Source organism: Stenotrophomonas sp. YJH_SMC_33, assembly GCF_059372295.1.
On sequence record NZ_JCAFVJ010000008.1, the window covers coordinates 24,900 to 49,912 of the forward strand.

22 protein-coding genes are annotated in these 25,013 nt (G+C 66.9%); 10 read left to right on the forward strand and 12 right to left on the reverse strand.

Annotation, left to right across the window (positions count from 1 at the left end; genetic code table 11):
- Nucleotides 1–13: 13 nt before the first annotated feature.
- Genes AC5P9W_RS13340 through AC5P9W_RS13360 form a run of 5 tightly spaced genes read left to right on the forward strand, consistent with a single transcriptional unit; the run spans nucleotide 14 to nucleotide 5,866 of the window.
- Nucleotides 14–1,357 carry an LLM class flavin-dependent oxidoreductase gene (locus tag AC5P9W_RS13340; RefSeq protein WP_227854321.1) on the forward strand — a complete coding sequence of 448 codons (1,344 nt, stop codon included), beginning with the start codon at nucleotides 14–16 and terminating at the stop codon, nucleotides 1,355–1,357.
- Between the two features lie 4 nt (nucleotides 1,358–1,361).
- Nucleotides 1,362–2,582 carry a M20 aminoacylase family protein gene (locus AC5P9W_RS13345; protein WP_456115604.1) on the forward strand — a complete coding sequence of 407 codons (1,221 nt, stop codon included), beginning with the start codon at nucleotides 1,362–1,364 and terminating at the stop codon, nucleotides 2,580–2,582.
- On the forward strand, nucleotides 2,579–3,130 hold the full coding sequence (locus tag AC5P9W_RS13350) for a GNAT family N-acetyltransferase (protein ID WP_021202883.1): 552 nt from the start codon (nucleotides 2,579–2,581) through the stop codon (nucleotides 3,128–3,130). Before AC5P9W_RS13345 ends, AC5P9W_RS13350 begins: the two co-directional genes overlap by 4 nt.
- A complete protein-coding gene (locus AC5P9W_RS13355) occupies nucleotides 3,127–4,872 on the forward strand; it encodes an amino acid ABC transporter permease/ATP-binding protein (protein ID WP_456115605.1) in 1,746 nt (581 codons plus the stop codon). The genes AC5P9W_RS13350 and AC5P9W_RS13355 overlap by 4 nt, the downstream gene beginning before the upstream one ends.
- Nucleotides 4,873–4,888: 16 nt before the next feature.
- Complete coding sequence (locus AC5P9W_RS13360; RefSeq protein WP_111103763.1) at nucleotides 4,889–5,866, forward strand: ABC transporter substrate-binding protein; 978 nt, start codon at nucleotides 4,889–4,891, stop codon at nucleotides 5,864–5,866.
- Between the two features lie 59 nt (nucleotides 5,867–5,925).
- Here AC5P9W_RS13360 and AC5P9W_RS13365 read toward each other — a convergent pair whose 3' ends face one another.
- Together AC5P9W_RS13365 and AC5P9W_RS13370 are read right to left on the reverse strand one after the other, a co-directional pair.
- Nucleotides 5,926–9,045: a discoidin domain-containing protein gene (locus tag AC5P9W_RS13365; RefSeq protein WP_495219312.1), complete on the reverse strand. Its 3,120-nt coding sequence runs from the start codon at nucleotides 9,043–9,045 to the stop codon at nucleotides 5,926–5,928.
- Nucleotides 9,046–9,210: 165 nt separating this feature from the next.
- Entirely contained in the window at nucleotides 9,211–10,287 is a 1,077-nt protein-coding gene (locus AC5P9W_RS13370) for an MBL fold metallo-hydrolase (protein WP_456115607.1), read from the reverse strand.
- Nucleotides 10,288–10,391: 104 nt separating this feature from the next.
- Here AC5P9W_RS13370 and AC5P9W_RS13375 point away from each other — a divergent pair, with 104 nt between their 5' ends.
- Complete coding sequence (locus tag AC5P9W_RS13375; RefSeq protein ID WP_021202877.1) at nucleotides 10,392–11,003, forward strand: TetR/AcrR family transcriptional regulator; 612 nt, start codon at nucleotides 10,392–10,394, stop codon at nucleotides 11,001–11,003.
- Here the strand turns inward: AC5P9W_RS13375 and AC5P9W_RS13380 are convergent.
- Both AC5P9W_RS13380 and AC5P9W_RS13385 read right to left on the reverse strand, forming a co-directional pair.
- On the reverse strand, nucleotides 11,000–12,946 hold the full coding sequence (locus AC5P9W_RS13380; protein ID WP_495219313.1) for an EAL domain-containing protein: 1,947 nt from the start codon (nucleotides 12,944–12,946) through the stop codon (nucleotides 11,000–11,002). The two genes, AC5P9W_RS13375 and AC5P9W_RS13380, sit on opposite strands and share 4 nt — an antisense overlap.
- Before the next feature lie 96 nt (nucleotides 12,947–13,042).
- On the reverse strand, nucleotides 13,043–13,759 hold the full coding sequence (locus AC5P9W_RS13385; protein WP_005413133.1) for an SDR family NAD(P)-dependent oxidoreductase: 717 nt from the start codon (nucleotides 13,757–13,759) through the stop codon (nucleotides 13,043–13,045).
- 90 nt (nucleotides 13,760–13,849) lie between these two features.
- On the opposite strand from AC5P9W_RS13385, the gene AC5P9W_RS13390 reads away from it, so the two are divergent.
- On the forward strand, nucleotides 13,850–14,653 hold the full coding sequence (locus tag AC5P9W_RS13390) for an APH(3')-II family aminoglycoside O-phosphotransferase (RefSeq protein ID WP_111103743.1): 804 nt from the start codon (nucleotides 13,850–13,852) through the stop codon (nucleotides 14,651–14,653).
- Here the strand turns inward: AC5P9W_RS13390 and AC5P9W_RS13395 are convergent.
- Nucleotides 14,626–15,051 (reverse strand): DoxX family protein, encoded by a 426-nt coding sequence (locus AC5P9W_RS13395; protein ID WP_188249773.1) that lies wholly within the window; start codon nucleotides 15,049–15,051, stop codon nucleotides 14,626–14,628. The genes AC5P9W_RS13390 and AC5P9W_RS13395 overlap by 28 nt on opposite strands.
- 142 nt (nucleotides 15,052–15,193) lie before the next feature.
- Between AC5P9W_RS13395 and AC5P9W_RS13400 the strand changes: the two genes are divergently transcribed.
- From AC5P9W_RS13400 to AC5P9W_RS13410, 3 genes are all read left to right on the forward strand, one after another.
- Nucleotides 15,194–15,784: a TetR/AcrR family transcriptional regulator gene (locus AC5P9W_RS13400; protein ID WP_206621813.1), complete on the forward strand. Its 591-nt coding sequence runs from the start codon at nucleotides 15,194–15,196 to the stop codon at nucleotides 15,782–15,784.
- A complete protein-coding gene (locus tag AC5P9W_RS13405) occupies nucleotides 15,781–16,815 on the forward strand; it encodes a DUF418 domain-containing protein (protein WP_111103731.1) in 1,035 nt (344 codons plus the stop codon). Before AC5P9W_RS13400 ends, AC5P9W_RS13405 begins: the two co-directional genes overlap by 4 nt.
- A 99-nt stretch (nucleotides 16,816–16,914) precedes the next feature.
- Nucleotides 16,915–17,919 (forward strand): aminoglycoside phosphotransferase family protein, encoded by a 1,005-nt coding sequence (locus AC5P9W_RS13410; protein WP_019661358.1) that lies wholly within the window; start codon nucleotides 16,915–16,917, stop codon nucleotides 17,917–17,919.
- Between the two features lie 118 nt (nucleotides 17,920–18,037).
- Here the strand turns inward: AC5P9W_RS13410 and AC5P9W_RS13415 are convergent, their stop codons facing one another.
- The 7 genes from AC5P9W_RS13415 to amaB form a co-directional block, all read right to left on the reverse strand.
- On the reverse strand, nucleotides 18,038–18,925 hold the full coding sequence (locus AC5P9W_RS13415; protein ID WP_019661359.1) for a DMT family transporter: 888 nt from the start codon (nucleotides 18,923–18,925) through the stop codon (nucleotides 18,038–18,040).
- Between the two features lie 32 nt (nucleotides 18,926–18,957).
- Complete coding sequence (gene murB, locus AC5P9W_RS13420) at nucleotides 18,958–20,019, reverse strand: UDP-N-acetylmuramate dehydrogenase (protein ID WP_180832249.1); 1,062 nt, start codon at nucleotides 20,017–20,019, stop codon at nucleotides 18,958–18,960.
- 8 nt (nucleotides 20,020–20,027) lie between these two features.
- Nucleotides 20,028–21,083 (reverse strand): quinone-dependent dihydroorotate dehydrogenase, encoded by a 1,056-nt coding sequence (locus tag AC5P9W_RS13425; protein ID WP_049483210.1) that lies wholly within the window; start codon nucleotides 21,081–21,083, stop codon nucleotides 20,028–20,030.
- A gap of 8 nt (nucleotides 21,084–21,091) precedes the next feature.
- On the reverse strand, nucleotides 21,092–21,862 hold the full coding sequence (locus AC5P9W_RS13430) for a class I SAM-dependent methyltransferase (RefSeq protein ID WP_180832247.1): 771 nt from the start codon (nucleotides 21,860–21,862) through the stop codon (nucleotides 21,092–21,094).
- A 4-nt stretch (nucleotides 21,863–21,866) separates the two neighbouring features.
- Nucleotides 21,867–22,151 carry a DUF4190 domain-containing protein gene (locus tag AC5P9W_RS13435; protein ID WP_019661363.1) on the reverse strand — a complete coding sequence of 95 codons (285 nt, stop codon included), beginning with the start codon at nucleotides 22,149–22,151 and terminating at the stop codon, nucleotides 21,867–21,869.
- A 161-nt stretch (nucleotides 22,152–22,312) separates the two neighbouring features.
- Nucleotides 22,313–23,122, reverse strand: coding sequence for an SDR family NAD(P)-dependent oxidoreductase (locus tag AC5P9W_RS13440; RefSeq protein ID WP_134735664.1), 810 nt, complete (start codon nucleotides 23,120–23,122; stop codon nucleotides 22,313–22,315).
- A 40-nt stretch (nucleotides 23,123–23,162) separates the two neighbouring features.
- Entirely contained in the window at nucleotides 23,163–24,695 is a 1,533-nt protein-coding gene (gene amaB / locus AC5P9W_RS13445) for an L-piperidine-6-carboxylate dehydrogenase (RefSeq protein WP_019661365.1), read from the reverse strand.
- Between the last annotated feature and the right edge of the window lie 318 nt (nucleotides 24,696–25,013).

The window sequence follows — 25,013 nt, forward strand, 5'->3', positions numbered from 1 at the left end:
AGGAGCGATTCCCATGAGCACCACCCCGCGCCACATTCCGTTCGGCATCATGCTGCAGGGCCCCGGCAGCCACATGCATGCCTGGAAGCATCCGTCCAACCCGGCCGATGCCAGCGTCAACCTGCAGTTCTACATCGACATCGCGCGCACTGCCGAGGAAAACGGCATCGCCTTCGGCTTCGTTGCCGACGGCCTGTACATCAACGAAAAGTCCATCCCGCACTTCCTCAACCGCTTCGAGCCGATCTCGCTGCTCTCGGCGCTGGCCACGGCAACGAAGAAGATCGGCCTGGCGGGCACGCTGTCGACCTCGTACAGCGACCCGTTCACTGTCGCCCGCCAGTTCGCTTCGCTGGATCTGCTCAGTGGTGGTCGTGCTGGCTGGAACGTGGTGACCTCGCCGTTGGAAGGTTCGGGTCGCAACTATGGCCGGCCGCACCCGGAGCATGCGCTGCGCTACCAGATCGCCGACGAATATCTGGAGGTGGTACAGGGGCTGTGGGATTCGTGGGATGACGACGCCTTCGTGCGTGAGCGCGACAGCGGCACCTTCTTCGCACCGGAGAAATTCCGCCGCCTCGACCACAAGGGCCGCTTCTTCCAGGTGGAAGGCCCGCTCAACATCCAGCGCTCGCCACAGGGCCAGCCGGTGATTTTCCAGGCGGGTTCTTCCGATGATGGCATCGCGCTGGCCGGGAAGTACGCCGATGCGGTGTTCACCCATTCGCCGTCGCTGGAAGAAACCCGCGCGTTCACCCAGAAGGTGAAGAACTCGGCGATCGCCCACGGCCGCAGCGGCAATGACGTGAAGATCTTCCCGGGCATCGGCCCCATCGTCGGCCGCACTGCCGAGGAGGCCGAGGCCAAGTACCAGGCGATTGCCGCGTTGGCCACGCTGGAGGATGCACTGGCGTACCTGGGGCGCTTCTTCGATCACCACGACTTCAGCCAGTACGACCCGGATGCACCGTTCCCGGAGCTGGGTGACATCGGCAGCAATTCGTTCCGTTCCACCACCGACCGCATCAAGCAGGATGCGCGTGAGAAGGGCCTGAGCCTGCGCCAGGTGGCGTTGGAAGCGGTGAGCCCGCGACCAAACTTCATCGGCACGCCGGAGCACGTGGCCGATGAGCTGATCCGCTGGTTCGACGCCGGTGCCAGCGACGGTTTCATTCTTGGATTCGCCGCGCAGCGCGAAGGCCTGGACGATTTCGTGACCCAGGTGCTGCCGATCCTGCAGGCGCGCGGCTACCACCAGCGCGAGCTGGAAGGACAGACCCTGCGCGAGCATCTGGGCCTGCCGTACAAGGCCAGCCGCTATTCGACCGACGCCGAGCCGGCGCGGAAGGCGGGGTAGGGCGATGAGCGGAGAGAACTCGGTAGCGCCGGGCCATGCCCGGCTGGATTCCGCGTCCATCGGCGTGCTGCCGGAAATTGCAGCACGCGCCGAGGCCGCCATCGCGATCCGCCATGACCTGCACCGCCACCCGGAGCTGGCCTTCGAGGAGCACCGCACCAGCGCCCGTGTGGCCGAGTTGCTGCAGCAATGGGGCTATGAGGTGACCACCGGTCTCGGCGGCACCGGCGTGGTCGGCACGTTGCAGCGTGGGCAGGGCGGCCGTCGGCTGGGGCTGCGTGCGGACATCGATGCCTTGCCGATCCACGAAGACTCGGGGCTGGCCTACGCCAGCCAGACCGACGGCCTGATGCATGCCTGCGGTCATGATGGTCACACCGCCATCCTGCTGTCTGCGGCGCATTACCTGGCCCATCACGGCAATATCGACGGGACCTTGCAGTTGGTGTTCCAGCCAGCCGAGGAAACCGGCTCGGGTGCATCGAAGATGATTGCCGACGGCCTGTTCGAGCGCTTCCCGGTGGATGCGATCTATGGGCTGCACAACTGGCCCGGCGTACCGGTCGGCCACTTCGGCTTCGTCGATGGTCCGGCGATGGCATCGGTGGACTGGGCGCGGCTGAAGGTGATCGGCAAGGGCGGACATGGTGCCGAACCGCAGGGCAGCGTCGACCCGATCCTGGCGGCGGCGCACATCGTCGCCGCGCTGCAGAGCGTGGTGTCGCGCAATGTCGATCCGCGGCAGATGGGGGTGGTGACCGTCGGTTCGATCCACGGCGGGCAGGCCGCCAACGTGATTCCGGACGTGGTCGAGCTGAAGCTGACCGTGCGCGCCTATCTACCGGAGGTGCGCGATACCCTGCGGCGCCGGGTCACCGAGATTGCCGAACAGACCGCCGCCGCGTTCGGTGCGCGCGCCGAGATCGAATTCCCGCGCGGCTTCCCCAGTGTGATCAACCATCCGCAGCAGACCGCCTACATCCGCGAGGTGGCCGTGCAGGGCTTCGGCGCCGCACAGGTGGTGCCCGACTTCGCACCGCGCACGGCCAGCGAGGATTTCGCCTTCCTGCTGCAGGCACGACCGGGCAGCTTCGTGTTCGTGGGTAACGGTGACAGCGCTCCGCTGCATAGCCCGCGCTATGTGTTCAACGACGCGGCCATTGCCCCCGCCGCCAGCCTGTGGGCGCGACTGGCCGAAGATTACCTGGTGAAGGACGCGACATGAGCCACGACGAACGCTTCCTCTATACCTCGGTCGATGACCCGCTGGCGCGGCCGTTGTTCGACGGCCTGGAGCAGGAATACGACAGTCGCTACGCCGACGTGCGTCGCCGCATCGGCGGCAGCGCCCGCGAGGAGCTGCAGCGCTACCCGGCGCAGGCCTTCGCCGCACCGGTAGGGGCGTTCGTGCTGCTGCTGCGCGACGGGGTGGCGATTTCCGGCGGTGCGTTCATGCCGCACCGCGATCCGGATACCGCCGAATTCAAGCGCATCTGGACACTGCCCGGGCTGCGTCGCCAGGGCATTGCGCGGCGCGTGCTGCAGGAGCTGGAAGAGCAGGCGGCGCGGCAAGGGTACCGGAGGGTGTTCCTGACGACCGGCTTCCGCCAGCCGGAAGCTGTTGGCCTGTACCTGAGCCACGGCTACACCGCGTTGTTCGATCTGGAGGCCGACCCGGAAACCGTTGCGCATCTGCCGTTCGAAAAGCACCTGCGGGCGACGACGCCTGTCGTTACCGCTGCACAGGCACTGCTGCACGGAGCCCACGCATGAGCACACCGTCGACCGCGCTGGAGGGCATCGCCGCTCGTCCGGCGCCCGGACCGGCACTGAAGATCGTGCCGGCCCGGCATCCGCTGCAGGTGTTCGGCACGGTGCTGGCGCTGGCGCTGATCCTGATCGGGCTGCAGTCCGTGCTGGGCAATCCGCGCTGGGGCTGGGGCACTTTTGCCGAGTGGTTCTTCGCACGCCCGGTGCTGGAAGGCCTGGGTCGCACGCTGCTGCTGACCGCGCTTGGCACCGGCCTCGGTTTCGCGCTGGGTACGCTGCTCGCGCTGGCACGCGTCTCTGGTTCGCCGCTGCTGTCGGCGGTGTCGTGGGGCTATGTGTGGTTGTTCCGTTCGATCCCGTTGCTGGTGCTGTTGTTGTTGCTGAACAACCTGGGCTACCTGTACAGCACCATCGAACTGGGCGTGCCGTTCACCGGCATCAGCCTGTTCTCGTACCCGACGACACAGCTGATCGGTGTGTTCACCGCCGCGGTGCTGGGCCTGACCCTGAACCAGGCAGCGTTCTCGGCCGAGGTGATCCGCGGTGGCATTCTTTCGGTCGACCACGGCCAATACGAGGCCTCGGCCGCGCTTGGCCTGCCGCGGGTCCGCCAGGTGCGCCGCATCATCCTGCCGCAGGCAATGCGCTCGATCCTGCCGGCCGCGTTCAACGATGTGATCGGCCTGGCCAAGAGCACCTCGGTGGTCTATGTGCTGGCGCTGCCTGAGCTGTTCTACACCGTGCAGGTGATCTATCGGCGCAACCTGGAAGTGGTGCCGCTGCTGATGGTGGCCACGGTCTGGTACCTGGTGATCCTGACCGTGTTGTCGCTGCTGCAGCGGCGCGTGGAACAGCGCTTCGCGCGCGGCCAGCTGCAGCGCGAGCGCTCGGTGTCGCGGGTGTCGTCACCGGTGCGGACATCCAGTGATGCTGCGCCGCGCGTGGCCAACCGCCCGCGCATCGCCACCCAGGTCGAAGCGGGCGAGGGTGCGGCGGTATCGCTGCATGGCGTGGGCAAGGTGTTCGGCGATCAGCCGGTGCTGGAAGACGTGAACCTGGACCTGCGCGCCGGCAGCGTGACGGTGCTGATCGGCCCGTCCGGTGCCGGGAAATCCACGCTGCTGCGGTTGATCAACCACCTGGAACGCGCGGACAGTGGTTACGTGACCGTCGGCGGCCAGCTGATCGGTTACCGCCGCGAGGGTGACACGTTGTACGAACTTCCCGAGCGCGAGATCCGCCGTCGGCGTGCCGAGGTGGGCATGGTGTTCCAGGGCTTCAACCTGTTCCCGCACCTGACCGCATTGGAGAACATCATCGAGGCGCCAATCGCGGTGCGCGGCGTGCCGCGTGCGCAGGCCGAGCGGCAGGCGCGCACGCTGCTGGAGCGGGTCGGCCTGGCCGACAAGGCCGATGCGTTCCCGCGCCAGCTGTCCGGTGGCCAGCAGCAGCGCATCGCGATTGCCCGCGCGCTGGCGCTGCAGCCGAAGGTGCTGCTGTTTGACGAACCCACGTCGGCGCTGGACCCGGAACTGGTGGCGGAGGTGCTGAGCGTGATCGAGGAACTGGCCCGTTCGGGTACCACGCTGGTGATCGTCACCCATGAGCTGAGCTTCGCCCGCCGCGTGGCCGACCACGTGGTGATGATGGACCAGGGGCGGGTGATCGAGCAGGGCACGCCGGAGGCCCTGTTCGAGCGCCCGCGCCAGCAACGCACCGCCGATTTCCTGGCCAAGACCCTGTAACCCCGGAAGGAACATCATGAGCCCTGCAGTACCGCGTCGTCCCTCGCGCAGCACCCTGTTGATCGTGGGCGTGCTGGTCATCGGCATCGCCGGCATCGTCTACTCGCGCGCGCGCCAGGCCCCGGAGGCTGCCGCTGTGGCCGCGGCCAGCCTGGCCGGCACCAACACCGCCGTGCTGAAGGGCACGCTCGACCCGAAGGCGCAGGCCTTGATTCCTGCGGGCTACCGCTTCGTCACGCCGGGCGCATTCACCGTGGCGACCCACCCGGGGCAGCTACCGCTGGCCGACTACGGCGCCGACAGCAAGGGCGTGGTCGGCATCGAACCGGACATCGCGCGGCTGATCGCGGATGCTTTGGGCCTGAAGCTGGTGATCGTGCCGGTGGCCTGGGCCGACTGGCCGCTGGGGCTGGAGTCAGGCAAGTACGATGCGGTGCTGTCGAACGTGACGGTCACCGAGGAACGCAAGAAGAAGTTCGATTTCTCCAGCTACCGTTACGACCTGCTGGGCATCTACACGCGCAGCGACGGGCCCATCCAGAAAATCGAAAAGCCCGCCGATGTGGCCGGGCTGAAGGTGGTGGTCGGTGCCAGCACCAACCAGGACCAGATCCTGCGCCAGTGGGACCAGCAGAACATCGCGGCGGGATTGAAGCCCGTGGAATACCAGTACTTCGATGACGCGGTGGTCGGCCGATTGGCGGTGATCACCGGCCGCGCCGATGTATCGTTCGAGCCCAATGCTACCGGCGCCTATTCGGCGCGCGACGGCAAGGTGCGGCGCGTGGGCCTGTTCCCTGGCGGCTGGCCGAATGCCGCAGCGATCTCGGTGACCACGCGCAAGGGCAGCGGCCTGGCCGACGCGGTGACGCAGGCGCTGAACACCCAGATCGGCAGCGGCACCTACGCGCAGGCGCTGGCACGCTGGAATGTGGCCGAGGAAGCCGTGCCACAGTCGCAGACCAATCCGCCGGGGTTGCCAACGTTGCAATGACACCGGGCGTGGCCCGGCGCGACTTCCGCTTTTGTAGAGCCGAGCCATGCTCGGCTGCTTTACCAACGCGCCTCCAGTGTCCGGAACGGTTTCGACAACCGCACACCCTCGGCATCGAAGTCGGAAACGCTACGCCCATCCACACGCACGGTCTTCGGCATGGTGCGCTCCGGCCACCAGACCTTCACCGTCGTCCCGCTGCGCAGCCCCTCACCAAGCGCCACCGTCAGCACCCCGTCGCGCTGCCGCGCCTGCATCTGCAACGTGCCATACGCTGTCGGCAGGCGTTCGACCGCCAACCCATCGCCAGCCACCCAAGACGGTGGCGTGCCCGGCAGCAGTGAGAGGGCATCATCGTCTTCGCGCATCAGCATGCCGAACAGCGTGCGGCCGTACTCGGCACCAATCCAGGTATGCGGCATGTCGCCCAGGTAACGCGGAAAACGTAGGCGTGAGTGCACGACCTCAGCCAGCACCTGCCACTCAAGCGGGCGCCGATCATGCAGAAGCCCCTGCAGCAGCTCATCGGCCACCTGCGGCTGGCCCAGGTGCACATAGCTCAGCACGTTGCGGATCTCGTACGGCGTGTAGGCATACAGCGCACCGGGCTGGCTGCGCTTGCGCACGTCATCGAGATAGCGGGCGAAGGTGGTACGCAAGGCTTCTGCGGGCAGTACGCTCTGCGCCCCGGTGGGGTCCAGCGCGATCGATACGCCGGTGGGATCGCCATCGCCCAGGTCGGCCGAGGAGGGAATGAAGTCGATGCCCTTCCACGCCATCGTCGCCCGGATCGAGGCGTGCAGCGCGTCGTAAAGCAGTTTGTACTGTTCGCGTGCCCACACTGCGGTCTCGTGGTCGCCCAGCGATTCGGCCAGCCACGCGCCGTCGTGCCAGCCCTTCAGGCCCCAATAGTCGTCCCAGTAGCTGTGGGTGGGAGACGGATAACCCTCATGGCTGATCGACGGCGCAAGAATGCCCGCGAAGCGCTCCGGCGCTGGCTGGTCGGCCTTGTAGCCGGGCGCCAGCGTGCGTTCGCGCAGTTCCTGCAGGAAGCGCAGCGCTGCCTTCACTTTCGGCAGATAGGCACGTACCGATTCGGGTCCGCCATCGAGGCGCGCGACATCGGCCACCAGCGCCACGTACTGGCCCTGGCTGTCGTACTCGATATCCGAACCGAAACCGGTGTTGACGCTGCCATCGTCGTTGAGGATCGGCGAGACCAGGCCGTTGGCATGCACGCCGTGTTCGCTGTACCAGCCCAGATAGTCGCGCGCGACCTTGGCTTCACCCATGCGCAGCAGCACCGCCGAGGTGGCCATGCCGTCGCGGATGAAGGAGCGGTTGTAGTTGCGCGGGCCGGGCTGCATGGCCGGGCCGGTCTGGTTGATCAGCATGTAGGCGGCCTGCGCACGCAGCATGTCGACCAGTGAGGGATCGGGCAGGCGCAGGCCGACCTGGCCCAGCCGTGCCTGCCAGTCCGCGGAGGCCTGCGTGGCCAGGGAATCGAACGCCGCATTGGCATCGCGGGGCAGCGTGGCCAGATCGAGCGCAGGCGCTTCGGTCAGTGCGCCCTTGGTATCGGCGGCGGTAGTACCCAGCGGGAACGCGACCACGATGGCATCGCTGGCCCCCGGTGCCAGTGATACGCGGTAGTTCAACGCAGCCGAGGCAAGACCCTCGTCGTCGCGCGCCTGTTGCGTGGAGGGCAGCTGGCCGGCAGCGAGGGTCGCGGTGATTTCCGTTGCGCCATCCCTGCCAAACGGCGCCGCGCCGGACGCAGCCACCGGCGTGAGCGACTGCAGCAGCGTGCGTCCATTGATGCGCACCGCCTGCCCATCGATGGTCACATCGCGGATCGGTGACAGCCCGCCGTTCTGCCACGGCGGATTCATCTGCATCGGGCGCACGACCAGGCTGAGCGTGCCTTCGATCCTGGCGCTGCCCGTGTTGTGCAGGCGATGCCGCAAGAACGTTACCGGCTGGCCGTCGCGCTCGATGGCGAAAACCTCGCTGCGCAGCTCCAGGCCGGGCTGCGGTGACCAGGTGGCGGAGGGCATCGGCTTCCAGCCATCCCGCAACGCGTGCTGTATCGGCTGTCCTGCCGCGCCAGCGGCACGCCCGTCAGCGCCACGCCAGATCGGCTGCACCAGCGGCGCGCCCTTGAAGGCTTCCAGATTGCCGTATTCGTCGAAGATCGATTTCTGTCGTCCTGCGTGCACACCGACGGCGGTCCAGTAGGTCTGCTGCATCTGCAGCGATGCCGGGAACAATGCGCGCTGAGCGCCGCTGGCGGTGATCTGGTATCGCTTCATCGGCGTCATTACCGCCTTTGGCCCGAGCAGGCGCAGTCGCGCGACCTGCGGTGCGGGGCCGTCCACGCTCAGCCGGAACGCACGCAGGGGTTGTGCCGTGTCAGCAGCCAGCCAGCTTTGCCGATGATTGGCCGCCTGTGCATCGTGTGCGACGTCCTGCCAGCGGCCCTGTGCATCCTGCGCCTGCAGTCGTGCAGCGCCGCGCGCGCCATCGGCCCAGTCGACCACCAGGCCAGCCGTGGATTGAGCCTGCGGCAGCGTGATCTCGAGCGCATGGGATCCACCTTTTCCGGTCGGAACCGCAATGGTGCCGCCGCCTTGCCAGAGCGCGGCTGCCTGTGTTGCATCGACATCGGCGATGCGTGCGCTGAGCGTGCTGTCCAGCGGCTCCATCTCGAAGATCGACACACCCCAGTCGGAGGTGCGCTGCGGACTGGCCAGTCGTAGATAGCGCGCCTGCCGCGGCGCGAAGTACAGCGTTTCCACATCGCCCAGTGAATCGGCCATCGTGTACGCGGTCTGCCACTGCGTACCATCCATTGAGGTCTGCAGTGAATAGCCTTCCGGGTTGGAGACATCCCAGGTGAGTCGTGCGCCAGCCAGCAGGGTTGGCGTGCCCAGATCGATCTGGAACCAGTGGCCGGGGCTGAAGGCGCCGCCGGTGACGGTCTTCGGGTCGCCGTCGATCAGGTGGCTGATCGCCATCGCCGGCACCTGCTGCGAGGAACTGCTGGCCTGCCATTGGCTGCGCGGGGGAAGGGGCTGTGCCTGTGCGGCGGCGGCGAGGGCGGCCAGTATCAGGGTGGCGGCAGTAAGCCACGGAATGGCTGAGCGGGCAACCTTGGAGCGTTCGGCGCGCAATGTCATTACGTACAGCCTCGCAGGTTCGGCCGGTATCGGGCGAGCGCTACGCTAGCAAGGGATGTAATCGGTTACATGACGCACTGCAGCGTCGCAGGCCGCTTCTGTGGTTGACGCAGCCGAGCATGGCTCGGCTCTACATGGTTTCCGGCAGGTCAAGCGCACCGCACGCTACAACTCCACCGTCTCCCACCAGCGCGTGCCCGCCTGCGGCGCCTGCATGTCCAGCGCTTCGCCCATCATCGGCGTGGCCACCGGCACGTTCTTCGCCGCGGCCAAGGCGGTGATCCGCTCGAACGGCTGCTGCCATGCGTGCAGGGCCAGATCGAAGGTGCCGTTGTGGATCGGCAGCAGCCACTTGCCGCGCAGGTCCAGGTGCGCCTGGAGCGTCTGTTCCGGCTGCATGTGCACGAACGGCCAGCGCGGATCATAGGCACCGGTCTCGATCATGGTCAGGTCGAACGGGCCATACTTTTCGCCGATGGCCTTGAAGCCGTCGAAGTAGCCGGTGTCGCCGCTGAAGAAGATGCGGAAGTCACCGTCCTGGATCACCCACGACGCCCACAGGCTGCGGTCGCTGTCGCCCAGGCCGCGGCCGGAGAAGTGCTGGCCCGGGGTGGCGGTCAGGCGCAGGCCGCTGGCCTCGGTCGATTGCCACCAGTCCAGCTGTTCGACCTTGCTGGCGTCCACACCCCAGGCAATCAGCTGATCGCCGACGCCGAGCGGGGCGATGAAGCGCGCGGTCTTGCCGGCCAGCTGCATTACCGCGGCATGGTCGAGATGGTCATAGTGGTTGTGCGAGAGGATCACACCGGCTATCGGCGGCAGCGCGTCGATGCTGATCGGTGGCGCATGGAAGCGGGCCGGGCCCATCCACTGCACCGGCGAGGCGCGCTCGGAGAACACCGGATCGGTCAGCCAGTACTGGCCACGCAGCTTCAGCAGGATCGTGGAGTGCCCCAGCCGGAACAGGCTGCGGTCCGGCGCGGCGTCCAGCGTGGCGCGGTCCAGCGGCTGCACCGGAATGGGGTGGGCCGGGACGGTGCCCTTGGGCTTGTTGAACAGGAACGTCCACCAGATCTCCGCACCGTCGCGCAGGCCCATCGCCGGACGGGGCAGGGCATTGCGGAACTTGCCATCACGGTACTGCGGCGAATCGGGGAAGTCGGGGAGGGACCAGGACTTGCAGAAGGTGTAGGCGGTCACAGCGAGGATTCCAAGCAGGAGGACAAGGAGCAGGCGCTTCATGGGTGACGTCCGCTGAGTACACTGCACAGTGTAGTTTCGTGTTTTTCAAAAGTACACTGTACGGTGTAAAATGTGCGCATCCGTTCAGTTATCCGGTTTCTGCCATGCCCCGTGCCCCGCAACGCCTGACCGACCGCAAACGCGAGGCTATCGTGCGCGCGGCGGTGGAGGAGTTCCGTGCATCGGGCTACGAGGCGACCAGCATGGACCGCATCGCCGAGGTGGCCGGGGTCTCCAAGCGCACCGTCTACAACCACTTCCCGAGCAAGGAAGCGCTGTTCTCGATGATCCTGGAGGAGCTGTGGGAACGCAGCGTGGCCAGCGACGCACTGCCGTATCGCGCGGACCAGCCGTTGCAGGCGCAGCTGCTGCAGTTGCTGGGCCAGAAGCTGGAACTTCTCAGCGATGCCAACTTCATCGACCTGGCACGGGTGGCGATGGCCGAGGTCATCCACTCACCGGAGCGGGCGCAGGCCATCGTCTGCCGCATGGGCGAGAAGGAAAGTGGCGAGAGTGCCTGGATCCGCGCAGCAATTGCCGATGGCCGCCTGCGCGAGGTGGATCCGGACTTTGCCGGCCACCAGTTGCACGGCCTGGTGAAGAGCTTTGCGTTCTGGCCGCAGGTCACGATGGGGCAGCCACCGCTGACCGCGCAGGAACGTGCGCGCGTGGCCGAATCGGCGGTTGCGATGTTCCTGGGCTTCTACGCGGTCTAGCTGGCGGCGAAGCGACGGAACTCGTCGGCCGGCAGCGCCGCCGAGTACAGATAGCCCTGGCCGACATCCACGCCCAGGGCTCGCAGCTTCTGCTCCTGCGCCAGGGTTTCGGTACCTTCGGCCACCACGATCGCGCCGCAGCGGTGCGCGACCTCGACGATGAAGCGCACGATCGACTGTGACTTGGCGTCGGACAGCGTGGCGATCAGTGCCTGCTCGATCTTGACCTCGGCGATGGCCAGCTGCGAAAGCAGGATCAGGGTTGAATAGCCGGCGCCGAAATCATCCAGCGACAGGGTGACCCCGGCTGCCAGCAGCTGCGTGATGTTGGCATCGACCACGTCGCGCTCGACGATTTCGGTCCATTCGACGATCTCCAGGCGCAGCATCGGACCGGGGATGTCATGCAGTTGTAGCAGCTCCTGCAGGCGCAGGCCGAAGTCGGGCAGGCGCAGGGATTCGGCTGACACATTGACTGCGATGGTCAGCGCCGCGCCGTCCTGCCGGAAGTGCTGCAGGAAGTGCACCGCCGACTGCAGTGTGGCCCATTCCAGGTCTGCCAGCCGGCCCTGCCGGCGCAGCAGCGAGATCACCCGCATCGGTGCAATCGGCCGGCCTTCGCCATCGCGCATGCGCAGCAGCGCTTCGGCGCCGACCAACTGGCGGTCCTGCAGGCGATGCTTGGGCTGGTAGCACAGCGGTGCATCGCCCTGCTGCAGCCAGCGTTCGAGAGCGACTTCGATCAGGGCGTCGATCTCGCTGTCGCGCTGGATCGGGTCGTCGAAGAACACGACGCCCGATTCGATCGCACTCATCGTCAGGGTGATCGCCCGGAACGGCAGGTGACCGTCGTGTGTATCGGTGGGGGGCTTGAGTTCGACTACCGCGCAACGGAACAACGGGCGGAAACCCGGCCAATCGCGGCCCACCCGTTCGGCCAGGTTGCTGGCCAGCTCGGTGATCTGCGGTTGCGTACGTAGTTCGGACAAGGACAGGTCGCGCACCAGGATCGCCAGCGCGGCATCGCCGAACTGGTAGATGTCCAGTTGCCCGGTCGGCAGCGATGGCAGCAGCCGATGTACTTCTTCGGTGCTGTCGCGCTGCCACAGGCCGCTTTCCTGCAGCGGACCGTAGCGCAGGCGCAGATCGCGCAGGTTGCCCATCTCGGCCACGATCAGGCAGGCCTTGCCGAGGCCGTCGTTGTCTCGCCAGTACTGCTGCAGACGTTCGCCCAGCGCACGCATGTTGGGCAGGCCGCTGATCGGATCGATGCGCAGCCAGGCGTGTTCGCGCTGACGCTGTGCATCGATCTGCGCATCGTTGTAGACCAGTGCGAACACCGCGCCCAGCATCAGCAGTGACAGCGGCAGTGCCAGCAGGCGCTGGATTGCCAACTCCTCCACGGGTAGCTGATTGGCGCCGATGATTGCGACGCCCAGTGCCAGGCCCAACGCAGTGACGACGATACGCACGCCCCAGGCCTGCAGGATCATGCGCAGCGAGAGTTCATTGAGCATGCGCGGGTGCAGGCGCCTGCGCAGCCAGACGCCTGCCAGCATCTGCAGCGTGGCCTCGAGGCCGGCCGGCAGAAAATACTGGGTGCCGGCGAACTGGTAGCGGGCCAGCAGGCTGGCACCCAGGCAGGCCAGGCCGCCGCGCCAGCCGCCGAGCAGTCCGCTGACCAGCAGGATGTCGAAGCCGAGGTGCAGCTTGACCACGCCCTGGGTGTAGCGGGCTACGAACCAGGCGTTGAACAGGTAGATCAGGCCCAGCGCCACGCCCACGTACAGGCGGCGGCCTTCAATGGCATGGCCAGCGCGACGGGTGGCGATCAGCAGCACGCCGATCATGCCGATCACCGCCGTGGCCTGCAGCAGGTACAGCGGCAGGCTGGGCAGGCCGCTGTCCAGGACCTGGGCCGAGACCCGTGAAAGCGCATCCATAGCAGGTTCCCGCCTGTGACCGACGGCCAGTGAGGAGCAGGGTAAACCACAGGCGCCCGAGCGGCCACCAAGGGCCCCGGGCCGAGGCCTCTGCAGTCAGTAGCGCGGGTCGGCGATGGCCGGCAGCACCAGTTCGCGCACGAAGCCGGACGGTGACAACTGCAGCAACGCGCGCACCATCGCAACGACGTCATGCACGGGCACTAATTCGCCGTCGCCGCGCGCTGCGGCCTCTGCAACCGGCACCGACAGTGCATCGTCGGTGTTGAGGTAGCCCAGCTGCAGGCTGGTCACCGCCAGACGGCGATCGCGGAAGCCCTCGCGCAGTGCATCGGCGATGCCGTTGAGTGCGAACTTGGACGCGCCGAACGCCACTTCCGGGCGGCCACTGCGCGGCAGTGCCGAGGTTGATCCGGTCAGCACCAGCTGTGGGCGTGGTGCGCCGAGCACTCGCGGCAGCAGGCGCTGCAGCAGCACCAAGGTGGCGGTGATGTTGACGTCGACCAGTTGGGTGAGCGCGGCATCGCTCTCGTCGAGGAAGGCGTACTCGTCGCTGAAGGCGGTCTCTTCCCAGATGCCCAGGTTGTGGATCAGCACATCCAGATCGGCCGGTGCCTGCGCTGCGATGTGATTGGCAGCCAGGGTGGGTTGGGACAGATCGGCTTCGATCCACTGCAGGGTGACGCCCTCGGGGCATTCAAGATCGCGCGGACGGCTGCGCGAAACGCCGATGACGGTGTCGCCCGCACTGCACAGGCCTTCCACGAACGCCCGACCGAGGCCCCTGCTGGCGCCGATGACCATCAATTTCATGTAGCTTCCTTCCATTGCGCGCTCTGCTGGGCGGTGTGCTTCGGGATCGGCGAGAATCCGTAGGGTCCCCAGCAACAGGAGCATCCCGACATGGGAGCACCCGATCCCTTCACTGATGGCCTGCCGCTGCCGCGGGCGTGGCAGGAAGCGTTGGCCGATGCGCACATCGAGCGGCAGTCGATCGGCGTGTCTCGTGCGGATGTCGCGCGGGTGCATCGTCCCGGGCAGGCTGACGCCTTCCTGAAGTCGGAAGTGATCGACGCCTTCAGTGAGCTGGGCGATGAGATCGCGCGCCTGCGCTGGCTGCAGGAACAGGGACAACCGGCGCCAACGGTAATTGCCACCGCCGAAGAAGCGGGCCGGCGCTGGTTGCTGATGAGCGCGCTGCCCGGCCGCGACCTGGCTTCGTCGCCGGAACTCGCGCCGCAGCAGTTGGTGGAACTGCTGGCCGACGCGCTGCGCGGGCTGCATGCGTTGCCGGTGGCAGCCTGCCCGTTCGACCAGCGACTGGCCTCGCGCCTGGAGGCCGCGCAGGCCCGCGTCGAAGCGAGCCTGGTGGATGCCGATGATTTCGATGATGAGCGCCTGGGCCAGAGTCCACAGCAGGTCTTCGCTGAACTGTGCAGCACCCGTCCCGATCATGAAGATCTGGTGATCTGCCATGGCGATGCCTGCCTTCCGAATCTGATGGTGGCCGAGGGGCGTTTCAGCGGGTTCATCGACTGTGGGCGGCTGGGCGTGGCGGACCGCTACCAGGACCTGGCGCTGGCCGCGCGCAGCCTGGTCCACAACTTCGGCGACACGCGTTGGGTGGCGCCGTTGTTCCAGCGCTACGGCGCGTTGGCCGACGAGCGTCGGCTGGCGTTCTACCGGTTGCTCGACGAGTTCTTTTGAGCCCGCGCATGGCTGGCGATGGCCGCGCAGATCAGGCCACCGACCACGCTCAAGTGTTCCAGCGCGAAGAACAGGGCCAGCTGCTGTTCCGCGCCATGCTTGGTCCAGAAGGTATGCACGACGGCGATGGTCAGCAGCATGAACACTGCCAGCGCGCCGCTGCCCAGCCAGAGCAGGCGATCTAGCAGCAGGCACAGTACGCCGCCCAGCAGCACCACCGCGCTGGCGAGGTTGAACAGCACAGGCGGCTGCAGCCCGGCGGCCTGCATTTCGGCCACGCTGTTGTCCCACGCCAGCAGCTTGGCCAGGCCCGAGGACAGGAACACCACGGCCAGCAGCAGCCGGGCGAGGAACCACAGCACGCGGCTGTCGAGCAGGGTGGTGATCATCCGTGGCATGCAGGAACTCCGGGTTGGGCATGGAACAGGTCGCGCAGCATCGGGCCTCAACCGCAGTTGAGGTCAAGGCCGGCTGAACGGAGTCCGATGGTGGCCAGGTCGACATCTACAAAATGGACGAACGTTCGTTCATGATTGTGGCATGAGCCGAATCGACCGCAACGAGCAGCGCGTGACCCTGATCCTGCAGGCGGCCCTGCGGTGCTTCCTCGCCAAGGGATTCCACCAGACCAGCATGCGTGACATCGCGCAGGCGGCTGGCGTCAGCCTGGGCAACCTCTACAACCACTTCCCGGGCAAGGAAGCGATCATCCTTGCAGTGGCAGTGGCCGAGAGCGAAGAACTGGCACCGTTGCTGCGTCGACTGGCCGCGTCCGAAGGCGAGCGCGCACAGGTACTGAGTTTCCTTCAGGACTTCCACGCACTGTGCCGCCAGCCGGAATGGGCGACGCTTGCCGTCGAAGTGCTGGCCGAGAGCGCACGCAATCCGGCCGTGGCCGAGGCATTTGCGGCCAATCGCAGGCAATTGCAGGCGACCCTGGCCGAAGCCCTGCAGCAGGTGGCACGGCGCGAACGTCGGCGTCCCGTGCTGGCCCCGGCATTGCAGGCGCAGGTGCTGCTGGATGCCATTGAAAGCGATGCGCTGCGTCGGGGGCTGGGCGAAGCCGATGGCATCGATGAGGCCTCGCTGGATCTTGGCCTGCTCGCGCTGCTGCTCGGGGCACGCGCATGAGTGCCGTTGACCGGCGATTGCACGGCCTTGATCTGGCGCGCTACCTGGCCCTGGCCGGCATGGTGCTGGTCAACTTCCGCCTGGCGATGGCCGTGCCGGCAGAGGGTGAGAGTTGGTTGGCAGGGTTCTTCCATCTGCTGGAAGGCAAAGCCTCGGCGACGTTCGTCACTCTGGCCGGTCTTGGCCTGGTGCTGGCCACGCAGCGGCAGGGGTGGTGGCCGGCCAGCGTGCAGACCTGGAGGCGCGCGCTGTTCCTGATGGTGCTGGGCCTGCTCAACCTGACTCTGTTCCCGGCCGATATCCTGCACTACTACGCGGTGTATTTCGCGTTGGCGGTGGTGTGGCTGCGTGCGTCGCCGCGGGTGTTGCTGGCCAGCATCGTGGGCCTGGCGGCGTGTTCGTTCTGGGCGTTGCTGCGCTGGGACTACAGCCAGGGATGGAACTGGCAGACGCTGGAATACGCCGACCTGTGGCAATGGCCGGGCGCGGCCCGCAACCTGTTGTTCAACGGCTTCCATCCGCTGCTGCCGTGGCTGTGCTTCTTCCTGCTGGGGATGCTGCTGGCACGCCTTCAGCTGTCGCAACCGCGGGTGCAGCGAGCATTGCTGGTGCTGGGGCTGCTGCTGATCGCGGCCGGCCATGGCGTGCAGCAGCTTGCGCAGGGAACGCCTTGGCAGGTGTGGCTGGGAACGCAGCCGATGCCGCCGGGACCGGCTTATGTGCTCACGGGTGCGGGTGCGGCCTGCAGTGTCATTGCCGCCTGCCTGTGGCTGACGCGTGTGCAACCCGGGGACTGGCTGGAGCCGTTCATCGCGGCCGGACGCATGACCCTGACCCTGTACGTGGGCCACATCCTGCTGGGCATGGGCACGCTGGAAAGCTTGGGCCTGCTCGATGGCAGCGCGTCGCTCGCATCGGTGCTGCTGTGGGCGATGCTGTTCCTGATGCTGGCGACCGGCGCGGCCTGGCTGTGGTCGTGGCAGTTCGCACGCGGCCCCCTGGAGATGGTGATGCGACGCATCGCAGGCTAGTTCTCTGGTCGCGGCGAGCTGATGTTGTGACGGACATGTCTGTGTCGCGGCGGATGCATCTGCGATAGTGGCAGCAGGCAATACTTTCCGCTTGCATCCATGTCATTCGCTTCGGCGCAGCATCTCGGCGAAGTCCTGCAACAATCCTATGGCATCACTGCCACCGCCGTGGTGCCACGCCCGGTGGGTGCCGACGCCAATGCCAGCGTGTATCGCGTCGATGCGCGGCACGGGCAGTGGTGGTTGAAATGCCGCACCTACCAGGTCGCCCCAGCGGTGTGGGACAGCCTGCATTGGCTGCGCGGCACGCTGGGTATCGATGAGATCGTTGCGCCGTGGCCAGCATTGACCGGCGGCGCATCGGTACAGCGGTGGGGGCTGCAGTTCACCCTGTTCCCTTATGTGGAAGGGCAGTCCGGATTCGAGGCGGCGTTGAGCCGCACGCAGTGGAAGCGGTTGGGCGAGGTACTGCGGCGCCTGCACGGCGCGCAACTGCCAGCGCAACTGCAGCAGGCGCTGCCGATCGTACGGCTGGAAACCGCGGCGCTGGAGACGGTCGGTCAATGGCTGGCCGGCGAAGGCCTGGCGGCCGCGAAGGACGGGCTGGGCCGCGCATTTGTTTCGGTATGGGACCAGCAGCATGCGCGCATCGCGGCGCTGCATGCGCAGGCACGGGAGCTGCTCGTGGCATTGCAGGACGTACCGGTAGATCTGCATCTGTGTCACACCGACCTGCATGCCGGCAACCTGCTGATGGGCAATGACGGGGGCCTGCACCTGATCGATTGGGACGGCCTTTCGCTGGCCCCGCGCGAGCGCGACCTGATGTTCATTGGTGCGGCGGTTGGTGGGCGCTGGGGGCGCGAGAATCCGCTGGGCTTCGAGGAGGGCTACGGCAGCGACCGCGGCGATCCGCGCTGGATCGCCTGGTACCGGCATTGGCGCATCCTGCAGGACCTGATCGAGTTCCAGCAGGTGCTGTTGGGCAGCGATGGCGAGGAGCGTTCGCCGCAGTTGCGCCGGCAGTCGTTGCACTATCTGGGCGAGCAGTTCGCGCCGGGCAATGTGTTCGATGCGGCGGAGCGGGTGTATCGCGCACTGTAGATCCACGCCATGCGTGGATGAACCCTGCGCGCTCAGTCAACGGTGGAGGCGCGAAGAGCAGCCGAGCGTAGGCTCGGCTCTACAGAGGAGTGCAGCGTCATCCACGTGTGGCGTGGATCTACTCGGCGGGCTTGGCCGCTGCAGAGGCCGCCGCGCTTGCAGCGCGGCGTGACAGCACGGCTTCGCGGTGGGCGATGTAGGCGTTGGCGGCGAGGATGATGCCGGCACCGATGATCGTCCAGCGGTCCACCGTTTCGTTGAACAGCAGCCAGCCGAACAGCGTTACCAGTGGCAGCTGCAGGAAGCTGATCGGGGTCAGGGCGGAGACTTCGCCCAGCCGTAGCGCGCGGGTCCACAACAGCTGGCCGACGGTGCCGAGCACGCCGGTGGCCAGCAGCCACAGCCACGCCATGCCGGAGGGCCAGACCCAGACGAACAGTGCCGGGACCAGCGACAGCGGCACCCAGAACACGTAGGTGTAGAGCACCACGGTGTCAGCGCTGTCGACACGGGTCAGCTGCTTGATCTGGATCGCCACCAATGAGCTGAGCACGGCGGCTGCCACCGCTACCAGGCTGCCCGCGGTGAAGCCGGCGGTACCGGGGCGCACGATCACCAGCACACCGATGAATCCAACCACCACCGCAGCCCAGCGGCGTACACGCACGGTCTCGCCCAGCCACAGCACGGCGGCGATGGTGACGAACAACGGCGTGGAGTACGAGAGGGAAACCGCCTGCGCCAGTGGCAGATGGCCCAGTGCCCAGAATGCGCACAGCATCGAACCCAGGCCAATCGCACTGCGCACGAAATAACGCGGCAGCTGCTGCGTTTTCAGTGGTGCATGGCCGGGGCGCAGCAGCATCGGCAGCAACGCGAGCAGGCCAAAGGCATTGCGAAAGAACGCCACTTCCTGGGTTGGTACGTACCGGGTGGCGTAGCGGATGGCGACGGCCATCAGGCCGAATGCCATCGTGCTGCCGAGCATCAGCAGCGCCGCCCGCATCGGGGTGGCGCTGGGGGAGAGGGCGGGGGTGTTCACCACTGTGCGCCGAGCAGGCGGGGCTCCGGTTCGATCGGCACGCCGAACTTTTCCAGCACCGAGGCCGAGATGCGTCGCGCCAGCGCCAGCAGCTCAGCACCGGTGGCGTTGCCGTAATTGACCAGCACCAGCGCGTGGCTCGGCGCGACGCCGGCATCGCCTTCGCGGAAGCCCTTCCAGCCGCAGGACTCGATCATCCAGGCCGCAGAGACCTTGCGCTTGTCGTCCTGTTCGGCCGGGAACACCGGCAGCTCGGGGAAGTGCTGCAGCAGTACGTCCACCTGTTCCAGTGGCAGTACCGGGTTCTTGAAGAAGCTGCCGGCGTTGCCCAGCACATCCGGATCGGGCAGCTTGCGGCGGCGGATCGCGATCACCGCATTGGCCACGTCCACGGCACTGGGCAGCTCCACGCCCTGTGCCCGCAGTTCCTCACGGATGCCGGCGTAGTCCATGCGCAGGTCGTGCAGCAGCGGCAGCCTGAGCTCGATGGCGGTGATCAGGTAGCGATCGGGTTGCTGCTTGAAAACGCTGTCGCGGTAGGCGAAGCCACACTGTTCGTTGTCCAGCCGCACCCAGGCCTGCTCCTGGCAGTCCCAGGCTTCAACGGCCTGGATGAACTCGCCGACCTGCGCGCCATAGGCACCGATGTTCTGGATCGGCGCGGCACCGGCCGTGCCGGGAATCAGCGCCAGGTTCTCCAGGCCGGACAGGCCTTCCTGCAGGGACCACATCACCAGGCCATGCCAGGACACGCCAGCGCCGGCGCGGATCACCGCATGGTCGGCGCGGTGCTCCAGGAAGCTGATGTCCCGGTTGCCGAACACCAGCACGGTGCCAGGCAGGTCTTCGGCGATCAGTACGTTGCTGCCGCTGCCCAGCACCAGCAGCGGGCCGCTGGCCACCTCGGGCAGCGCCAGCACGTCCGGCAGCAGTGCGGCATCGTGCAGTTCCAGCAGCTGCGTGGCGCTGGCCTGCACGTGGAAGGTGTTCAGCGCCTGCAGCGGCGCATTGCGGGTGAGCGTCCAGCGCAGCGGGGCGTTGCCGTCGACGGTATCCATGGGCGCGCTCACAGTGGGGCCACCGCGCCGCGGCTCGGCGCTTCGCGGCGGCGACGGATCGCCTCCACGCATTCAGAGACCAACGCCGGGCCACGGAAGATCAAGCCGCTGTAGCACTGCACCAGCGCCGCGCCTGCGGCCATCTTGGCCACCGCATCGGCACCGGACAGGATGCCGCCGACGCCGACCAGCGGGACCGATTCGGGCAGGCGCGAACGCAGGCGGCGCAGTACCAGCGTGGACTGCTCCAGCACCGGCGCGCCGGACAGGCCGCCGGCTTCGTTGGCCAGCGGATCGCCGGCCACCTTGCTGTGGTCGATGGTGGTATTGGTGGCGATCACGCCGTCCACCTGCAGCTCGCCGAGCACGCGGGCGGCGGCATCGATGTCGCGCTCGCTCAGGTCCGGTGCCACCTTCACCAGCATCGGCACGCGGCGACCATGCTGCGCGGCCAGGGCTTCCTGGCGGTCACGCAGCTGGCTGACCAGTTGGCGCAGCGCGGTTTCTTCCTGCAGCTCACGCAGGCCGGCGGTGTTGGGCGAGGAGATGTTGACGGTGATGTAGTCGGCCAGCGGATAGACCTTGTCCAGGCAGGCGATGTAATCGTCCACCGCCTGTTCGTTGGGGGTGTCCTTGTTCTTGCCGATGTTGATGCCGAGCAGGCCGCGACGGTTGCGCGCGCGTTCGACGTTGCGCACCAGCGCGTCCACGCCCGCATTGTTGAAGCCCATGCGGTTGATGATTGCGTTGTGCGCCGGCAGGCGGAACAGGCGCGGCTGCGGATTGCCGGCCTGCGGACGCGGGGTGATGGTGCCGATCTCGACGAAGCCGAAACCCAGCGCGAACAATGCATCGATGTGCTCGCCATTCTTGTCCAGGCCGGCGGCCAGGCCGACCGGATTGGGGAAGGTCAGCCCGAACACGGTGCTCGGCATCGGCGCGATGCGTGCGGCCAGCAGCGGCGTGGTGCCGGTGCGATAGGCCAGGTCCAGTGCGGACAGGCCGAGGCCGTGGGCGCGCTCGGCGTCGAGCGAGAACAGGAAGGGGCGGGCAAGCGAATACATGCGTCGGTTCAGTCCAGCGTGCCAAGGAAGGCTCGGGTTCGATATTCAAAAGCAACCTGGCCGTCGACCGCGTGGGCGGCGAACAGGTCCTGCAGGGCGGCGATCATCGGCGCATGGCGCGGATGACCGGCTTGCGGGGCGTAGGAGGAGGAGAGCAGGCGCCCGCGCAGGGCGTCGAAATCCAGATGTTGCACGTTCGGCAGCTCCACCATGCCGCGCAGACCGGGGCCGAACCAGGCCTGCATGGTGGCGTCGTCCTGGTAGCGCTCGGCAACGGCGGTGTAGTCGGTGCCGTAGTCCAGCAGCAGCTGCTCGTAGCCGACCAGGAACGGGCTGGCATCGAGCAGGCGCGAGTTCCAGTAGATCAGTGCCAGGCCACCCGGGCGCAGGATGCGCTGCCACTCGGCGCGCACCGCCACGGTGTCGAACCAGTGGAAGGCCTGCGCGACGCTGACCAGATCGATGCTGGCATCGTCCAGTGTGGTGGCCTCGGCGCGGCCGTCCACCGCACGGAACTGCGGGTACTGCGGTGCCAGCCATTCCTCGGCCGCGCCCCGCATGGCGGCGTTGGGTTCAACCGCGACTACTGGATGGCCGCTGGCCAGGAACAGGCGACTGGAAATACCGGTGCCGGCGCCGATGTCGGCGACCACGGCCTCGTGGCTGACGCCCATCGGGCCATGCAGCCACTCCAACAGGGCGGGCGGGTAATCGGGCCGGTAGCGGACGTAGTCGGCGACGCGGCTGCTGAAGCGTTCAGTGCTGTCGGAGGCAGTCATGGCGTCACTTCGACACTGCCGCCAGCCATGCCAGGCCGCCGAAGAACAGGATGAAGACCAGGATGGCGGCAAGCACGGCGCCGACCATGACCCAGCCCAGCACAAGGCCGGTAACGGCCATGCCATCGCCTTCCAGTTCAAGCGGGCGGCGCCGGATTTCGGCGCGGGCCATGTGGCCGGTGATGATGGCCACGATGCTGGCCACGAAGGGCAGGACGGTCCAGCTGGCGATGCCCATGACCAGGCTGACCACGGCCAGGGCGCTTGTCTGTCGGGGTGCCACGCTCATCGGGGTCCTCCTTGGCAGTGTGCACATGATAGTGCGTCTGCCCGGGCAATCCCATGGGCAGTGCCCTGTAGAGCCGAGCCCATGCTCGGCTGCCCCCTTGGGCTGATGCGGGATCGACCGCGTCTTGCGCGCAAGCCGAGCATGGGCTCGTCTCTACAGATTCAGCCCATCAACACCTGGCCGCCATCCACGTTGAGCACATGACCGGTGATCCAGCGCGCCAGCGGCGAGCACAGGAACAGGGCAGCGTCGGCGATCTCGCGCGGGTGGCCGAAGCGGCCGAACGGGATCTTCGCCAGGGTGCCGTGGTACAGGGCGGGATCTTCGGTGCGGCGGCGATCCCACAGGCCGTCATCGAACTCGATCGAGCCCGGGGCGATGGCATTGACCCGGATCCGGTCCTTGGCCAGCGCCAGTGCCTGCGAGGTGGTGTAGTGCGACAGCGCGGCCTTGGCGGCAGCGTAGGGCGCGCCACCGGGACGCGGCTGCTGGGCGGCGATCGAGGACAGGTTGAGGATGCAGGCATCGCTGGATGCGCGCAGCCACGGCAGTGCCAGGCGCGAGGCCCGTACCGCCGCCATCAGGTCGATCTGCAGGCTGGCGGCCCAGCCGTCCTCGTCATCGGCCATGCCATAGCCGGTGGCGTTGTTGACCAGTACATCGATACCGCCGAGGGCATCGGCGGCGGCCTGCAGCCAGGCCTGGATCTGGCCGGGATCGGCCAGATCGGTAGAGAACGCGTGCAGTTCGAAGCCCTGCGCCCGTGCATCGGCACGCAGGGCATCCAGGCCGGCCTGGCCGCGGGCGCAGGCCGAGACCTGCGCACCGGCGCCGGCAAATGCCAGCGCCATTTCACGGCCGATGCCCTTGCTGCCGCCGGCGATGAGCACGCGGCGGCCGGTGAAATCAATCACCGGCTTGCCACCCTGTAGCGCCGAGCCATGCTCGGCTGCATTTCCTGCGGTGTTCATGGCGCATCCTGCCGGGCATGGCCCCGCACTACAGATTGCGTTACAGGTCGAACTTGATGCCCTGGGCCAGCGGCAGCGAGTCCGAATAGTTGATGGTGTTGGTCTGGCGGCGCATGTAGACCTTCCACGCATCCGAACCGGACTCGCGGCCACCGCCGGTGTCCTTCTCGCCACCGAAGGCACCGCCGATCTCCGCACCGGACGTGCCGATGTTGATGTTGGCGATGCCGCAGTCGCTGCCGGCCGCCGACAGGAACTTCTCGGCGGTCTTCAGGTTCTGGGTGAAGATCGAGGACGACAGGCCCTGCGGCACGCCGTTCTGCATCTCGATGGCTTCGTCGAGGGTGTCGTACGGCATCACGTACAGGATCGGCGCGAAGGTCTCGTGCTGGACCACGGCGTCGCTGTTCTTCAGACCGGAGACGATGGCGGGCAGTACGAAGTTACCCGGTCGATCGATGCGGGTGCCGCCGGTTTCGATGGTGCCGCCGGCGGCCTTGGCCTGGGCGATGGCATCGAGGAACTGCTGTACGGCGCCTTCGCTGTTCAGCGGGCCCATCAGGTTGGCGGCATCGGTCGGGTCGCCGATCTTGCCTTCCACCTGCTTGTAAGCCTTGACCAGGGTGGCCAGTACGTCGGCGTAGATCGAGCGGTGCACGATCAGGCGGCGGGTGGTGGTGCAGCGCTGGCCGGCGGTGCCGACCGCACCGAACACGATGCCCGGCACGGCCAGCTTCAGGTCGGCGGTTTCGTCCAGGATGATGGCGTTGTTGCCGCCCAGTTCCAGCAGGCAGCGGCCAAGGCGGCGCGCAACCTTCTCGTTGACGGTGCGGCCGACCTGGGTCGAGCCGGTGAAGCTGATCAGCGGCACGCGACGGTCATCGACCATCTTCTCCGACAGCGCGGTGCCGGCATCGTTGATGAGGAAGAAGATGTCCGGGAAACCGGCTTCGCGCAGGGCCTCGTTGCAGATCTTCAGCGAGGCGATGGCGGTCAGCGGCGTCTTGTTGGACGGCTTCCAGATGCACACGTCGCCACAGATGGCCGCCAGGAACGAGTTCCAGCTCCACACCGCCACCGGGAAGTTGAAGGCCGAGATGATGCCGACCAGGCCCAGCGGGTGGTACTGCTCGTACATGCGGTGGCCGGGGCGCTCGGAATGCATGGTGTAGCCGTACAGCATGCGGCTCTGGCCCACGGCGAAATCGGCGATGTCGATCATCTCCTGCACTTCGCCGTCGCCTTCCGGCTTGCTCTTGCCCATTTCCAGGGCGACCAGCGAACCCAGCGCATCCTTGTGCCTGCGCAGCGCTTCGCCGCACAGGCGCACGGCCTCACCGCGGCGCGGGGCAGGCGTGGTGCGCCAGACCTTGAAGGCTTCCTGCGCGCGGGCGACGACGGTCTCGTACTCGGCCTCGGTGGTCGCGCGGACCTGTGCGATCGGCTCGCCGGTGGTCGGGTTGACCGGGGTGATCAGCTCACCACTGGTCGCGCTCGACCACTCCCCGTTGCCCAGGTACGTGCCAGCGTTGATCGCGTCCAGGCCAAGGGACTTGAGCAGCTCGGAAGACATGCAGACTCCTGTGTTTCGTTACGTTGTTTGGCGCCATCGCGGGCAGGTGGGGGACGCGATGAACAGAACCGCCGATGGTAGCAGAGGGTGGTGGTTGGGCTTTGGTGCGGTGCGGGGTGGCCCCCCGGCGCCAGCGGACCGACATGAGGCGCGCAATCGCGTTCCTTTATTGACGCGAAATGACGCATGTTGATTCAAATTGACAAATGAAAATTCATTAATCATTTCAGCACGTTAGTGCTATTTTGGGGTGATTGGGTGGGCGCGCACTCTGTCGAAATTTCTATCTTTTGGCTCAATCTTCATTCACAATTCGTC

What these genes read in the sequence shown, in the direction of transcription:
- AC5P9W_RS13355 (WP_456115605.1), top strand. Translation starts at nt 3,127, where the DNA reads ATGAGCACACCGTCGACCGCGCTGGAGGGCATCGCCGCTCGTCCGGCG.
- AC5P9W_RS13410 (WP_019661358.1), top strand. Translation starts at nt 16,915, where the DNA reads ATGTCATTCGCTTCGGCGCAGCATCTCGGCGAAGTCCTGCAACAATCC.
- AC5P9W_RS13400 (WP_206621813.1), top strand. Translation starts at nt 15,194, where the DNA reads ATGAGCCGAATCGACCGCAACGAGCAGCGCGTGACCCTGATCCTGCAG.
- AC5P9W_RS13425 (WP_049483210.1), bottom strand. Translation starts at nt 21,083, where the DNA reads ATGTATTCGCTTGCCCGCCCCTTCCTGTTCTCGCTCGACGCCGAGCGC.
- AC5P9W_RS13395 (WP_188249773.1), bottom strand. Translation starts at nt 15,051, where the DNA reads ATGCCACGGATGATCACCACCCTGCTCGACAGCCGCGTGCTGTGGTTC.
- AC5P9W_RS13360 (WP_111103763.1), top strand. Translation starts at nt 4,889, where the DNA reads ATGAGCCCTGCAGTACCGCGTCGTCCCTCGCGCAGCACCCTGTTGATC.
- AC5P9W_RS13345 (WP_456115604.1), top strand. Translation starts at nt 1,362, where the DNA reads ATGAGCGGAGAGAACTCGGTAGCGCCGGGCCATGCCCGGCTGGATTCC.
- amaB (WP_019661365.1), bottom strand. Translation starts at nt 24,695, where the DNA reads ATGTCTTCCGAGCTGCTCAAGTCCCTTGGCCTGGACGCGATCAACGCT.
- AC5P9W_RS13415 (WP_019661359.1), bottom strand. Translation starts at nt 18,925, where the DNA reads ATGCGGGCGGCGCTGCTGATGCTCGGCAGCACGATGGCATTCGGCCTG.
- AC5P9W_RS13405 (WP_111103731.1), top strand. Translation starts at nt 15,781, where the DNA reads ATGAGTGCCGTTGACCGGCGATTGCACGGCCTTGATCTGGCGCGCTAC.
- AC5P9W_RS13440 (WP_134735664.1), bottom strand. Translation starts at nt 23,122, where the DNA reads ATGAACACCGCAGGAAATGCAGCCGAGCATGGCTCGGCGCTACAGGGT.
- AC5P9W_RS13435 (WP_019661363.1), bottom strand. Translation starts at nt 22,151, where the DNA reads ATGAGCGTGGCACCCCGACAGACAAGCGCCCTGGCCGTGGTCAGCCTG.
- AC5P9W_RS13375 (WP_021202877.1), top strand. Translation starts at nt 10,392, where the DNA reads ATGCCCCGTGCCCCGCAACGCCTGACCGACCGCAAACGCGAGGCTATC.
- AC5P9W_RS13380 (WP_495219313.1), bottom strand. Translation starts at nt 12,946, where the DNA reads ATGGATGCGCTTTCACGGGTCTCGGCCCAGGTCCTGGACAGCGGCCTG.
- AC5P9W_RS13370 (WP_456115607.1), bottom strand. Translation starts at nt 10,287, where the DNA reads ATGAAGCGCCTGCTCCTTGTCCTCCTGCTTGGAATCCTCGCTGTGACC.
- AC5P9W_RS13365 (WP_495219312.1), bottom strand. Translation starts at nt 9,045, where the DNA reads ATGACATTGCGCGCCGAACGCTCCAAGGTTGCCCGCTCAGCCATTCCG.
- AC5P9W_RS13350 (WP_021202883.1), top strand. Translation starts at nt 2,579, where the DNA reads ATGAGCCACGACGAACGCTTCCTCTATACCTCGGTCGATGACCCGCTG.
- AC5P9W_RS13385 (WP_005413133.1), bottom strand. Translation starts at nt 13,759, where the DNA reads ATGAAATTGATGGTCATCGGCGCCAGCAGGGGCCTCGGTCGGGCGTTC.
- AC5P9W_RS13390 (WP_111103743.1), top strand. Translation starts at nt 13,850, where the DNA reads ATGGGAGCACCCGATCCCTTCACTGATGGCCTGCCGCTGCCGCGGGCG.
- AC5P9W_RS13340 (WP_227854321.1), top strand. Translation starts at nt 14, where the DNA reads ATGAGCACCACCCCGCGCCACATTCCGTTCGGCATCATGCTGCAGGGC.
- murB (WP_180832249.1), bottom strand. Translation starts at nt 20,019, where the DNA reads ATGGATACCGTCGACGGCAACGCCCCGCTGCGCTGGACGCTCACCCGC.
- AC5P9W_RS13430 (WP_180832247.1), bottom strand. Translation starts at nt 21,862, where the DNA reads ATGACTGCCTCCGACAGCACTGAACGCTTCAGCAGCCGCGTCGCCGAC.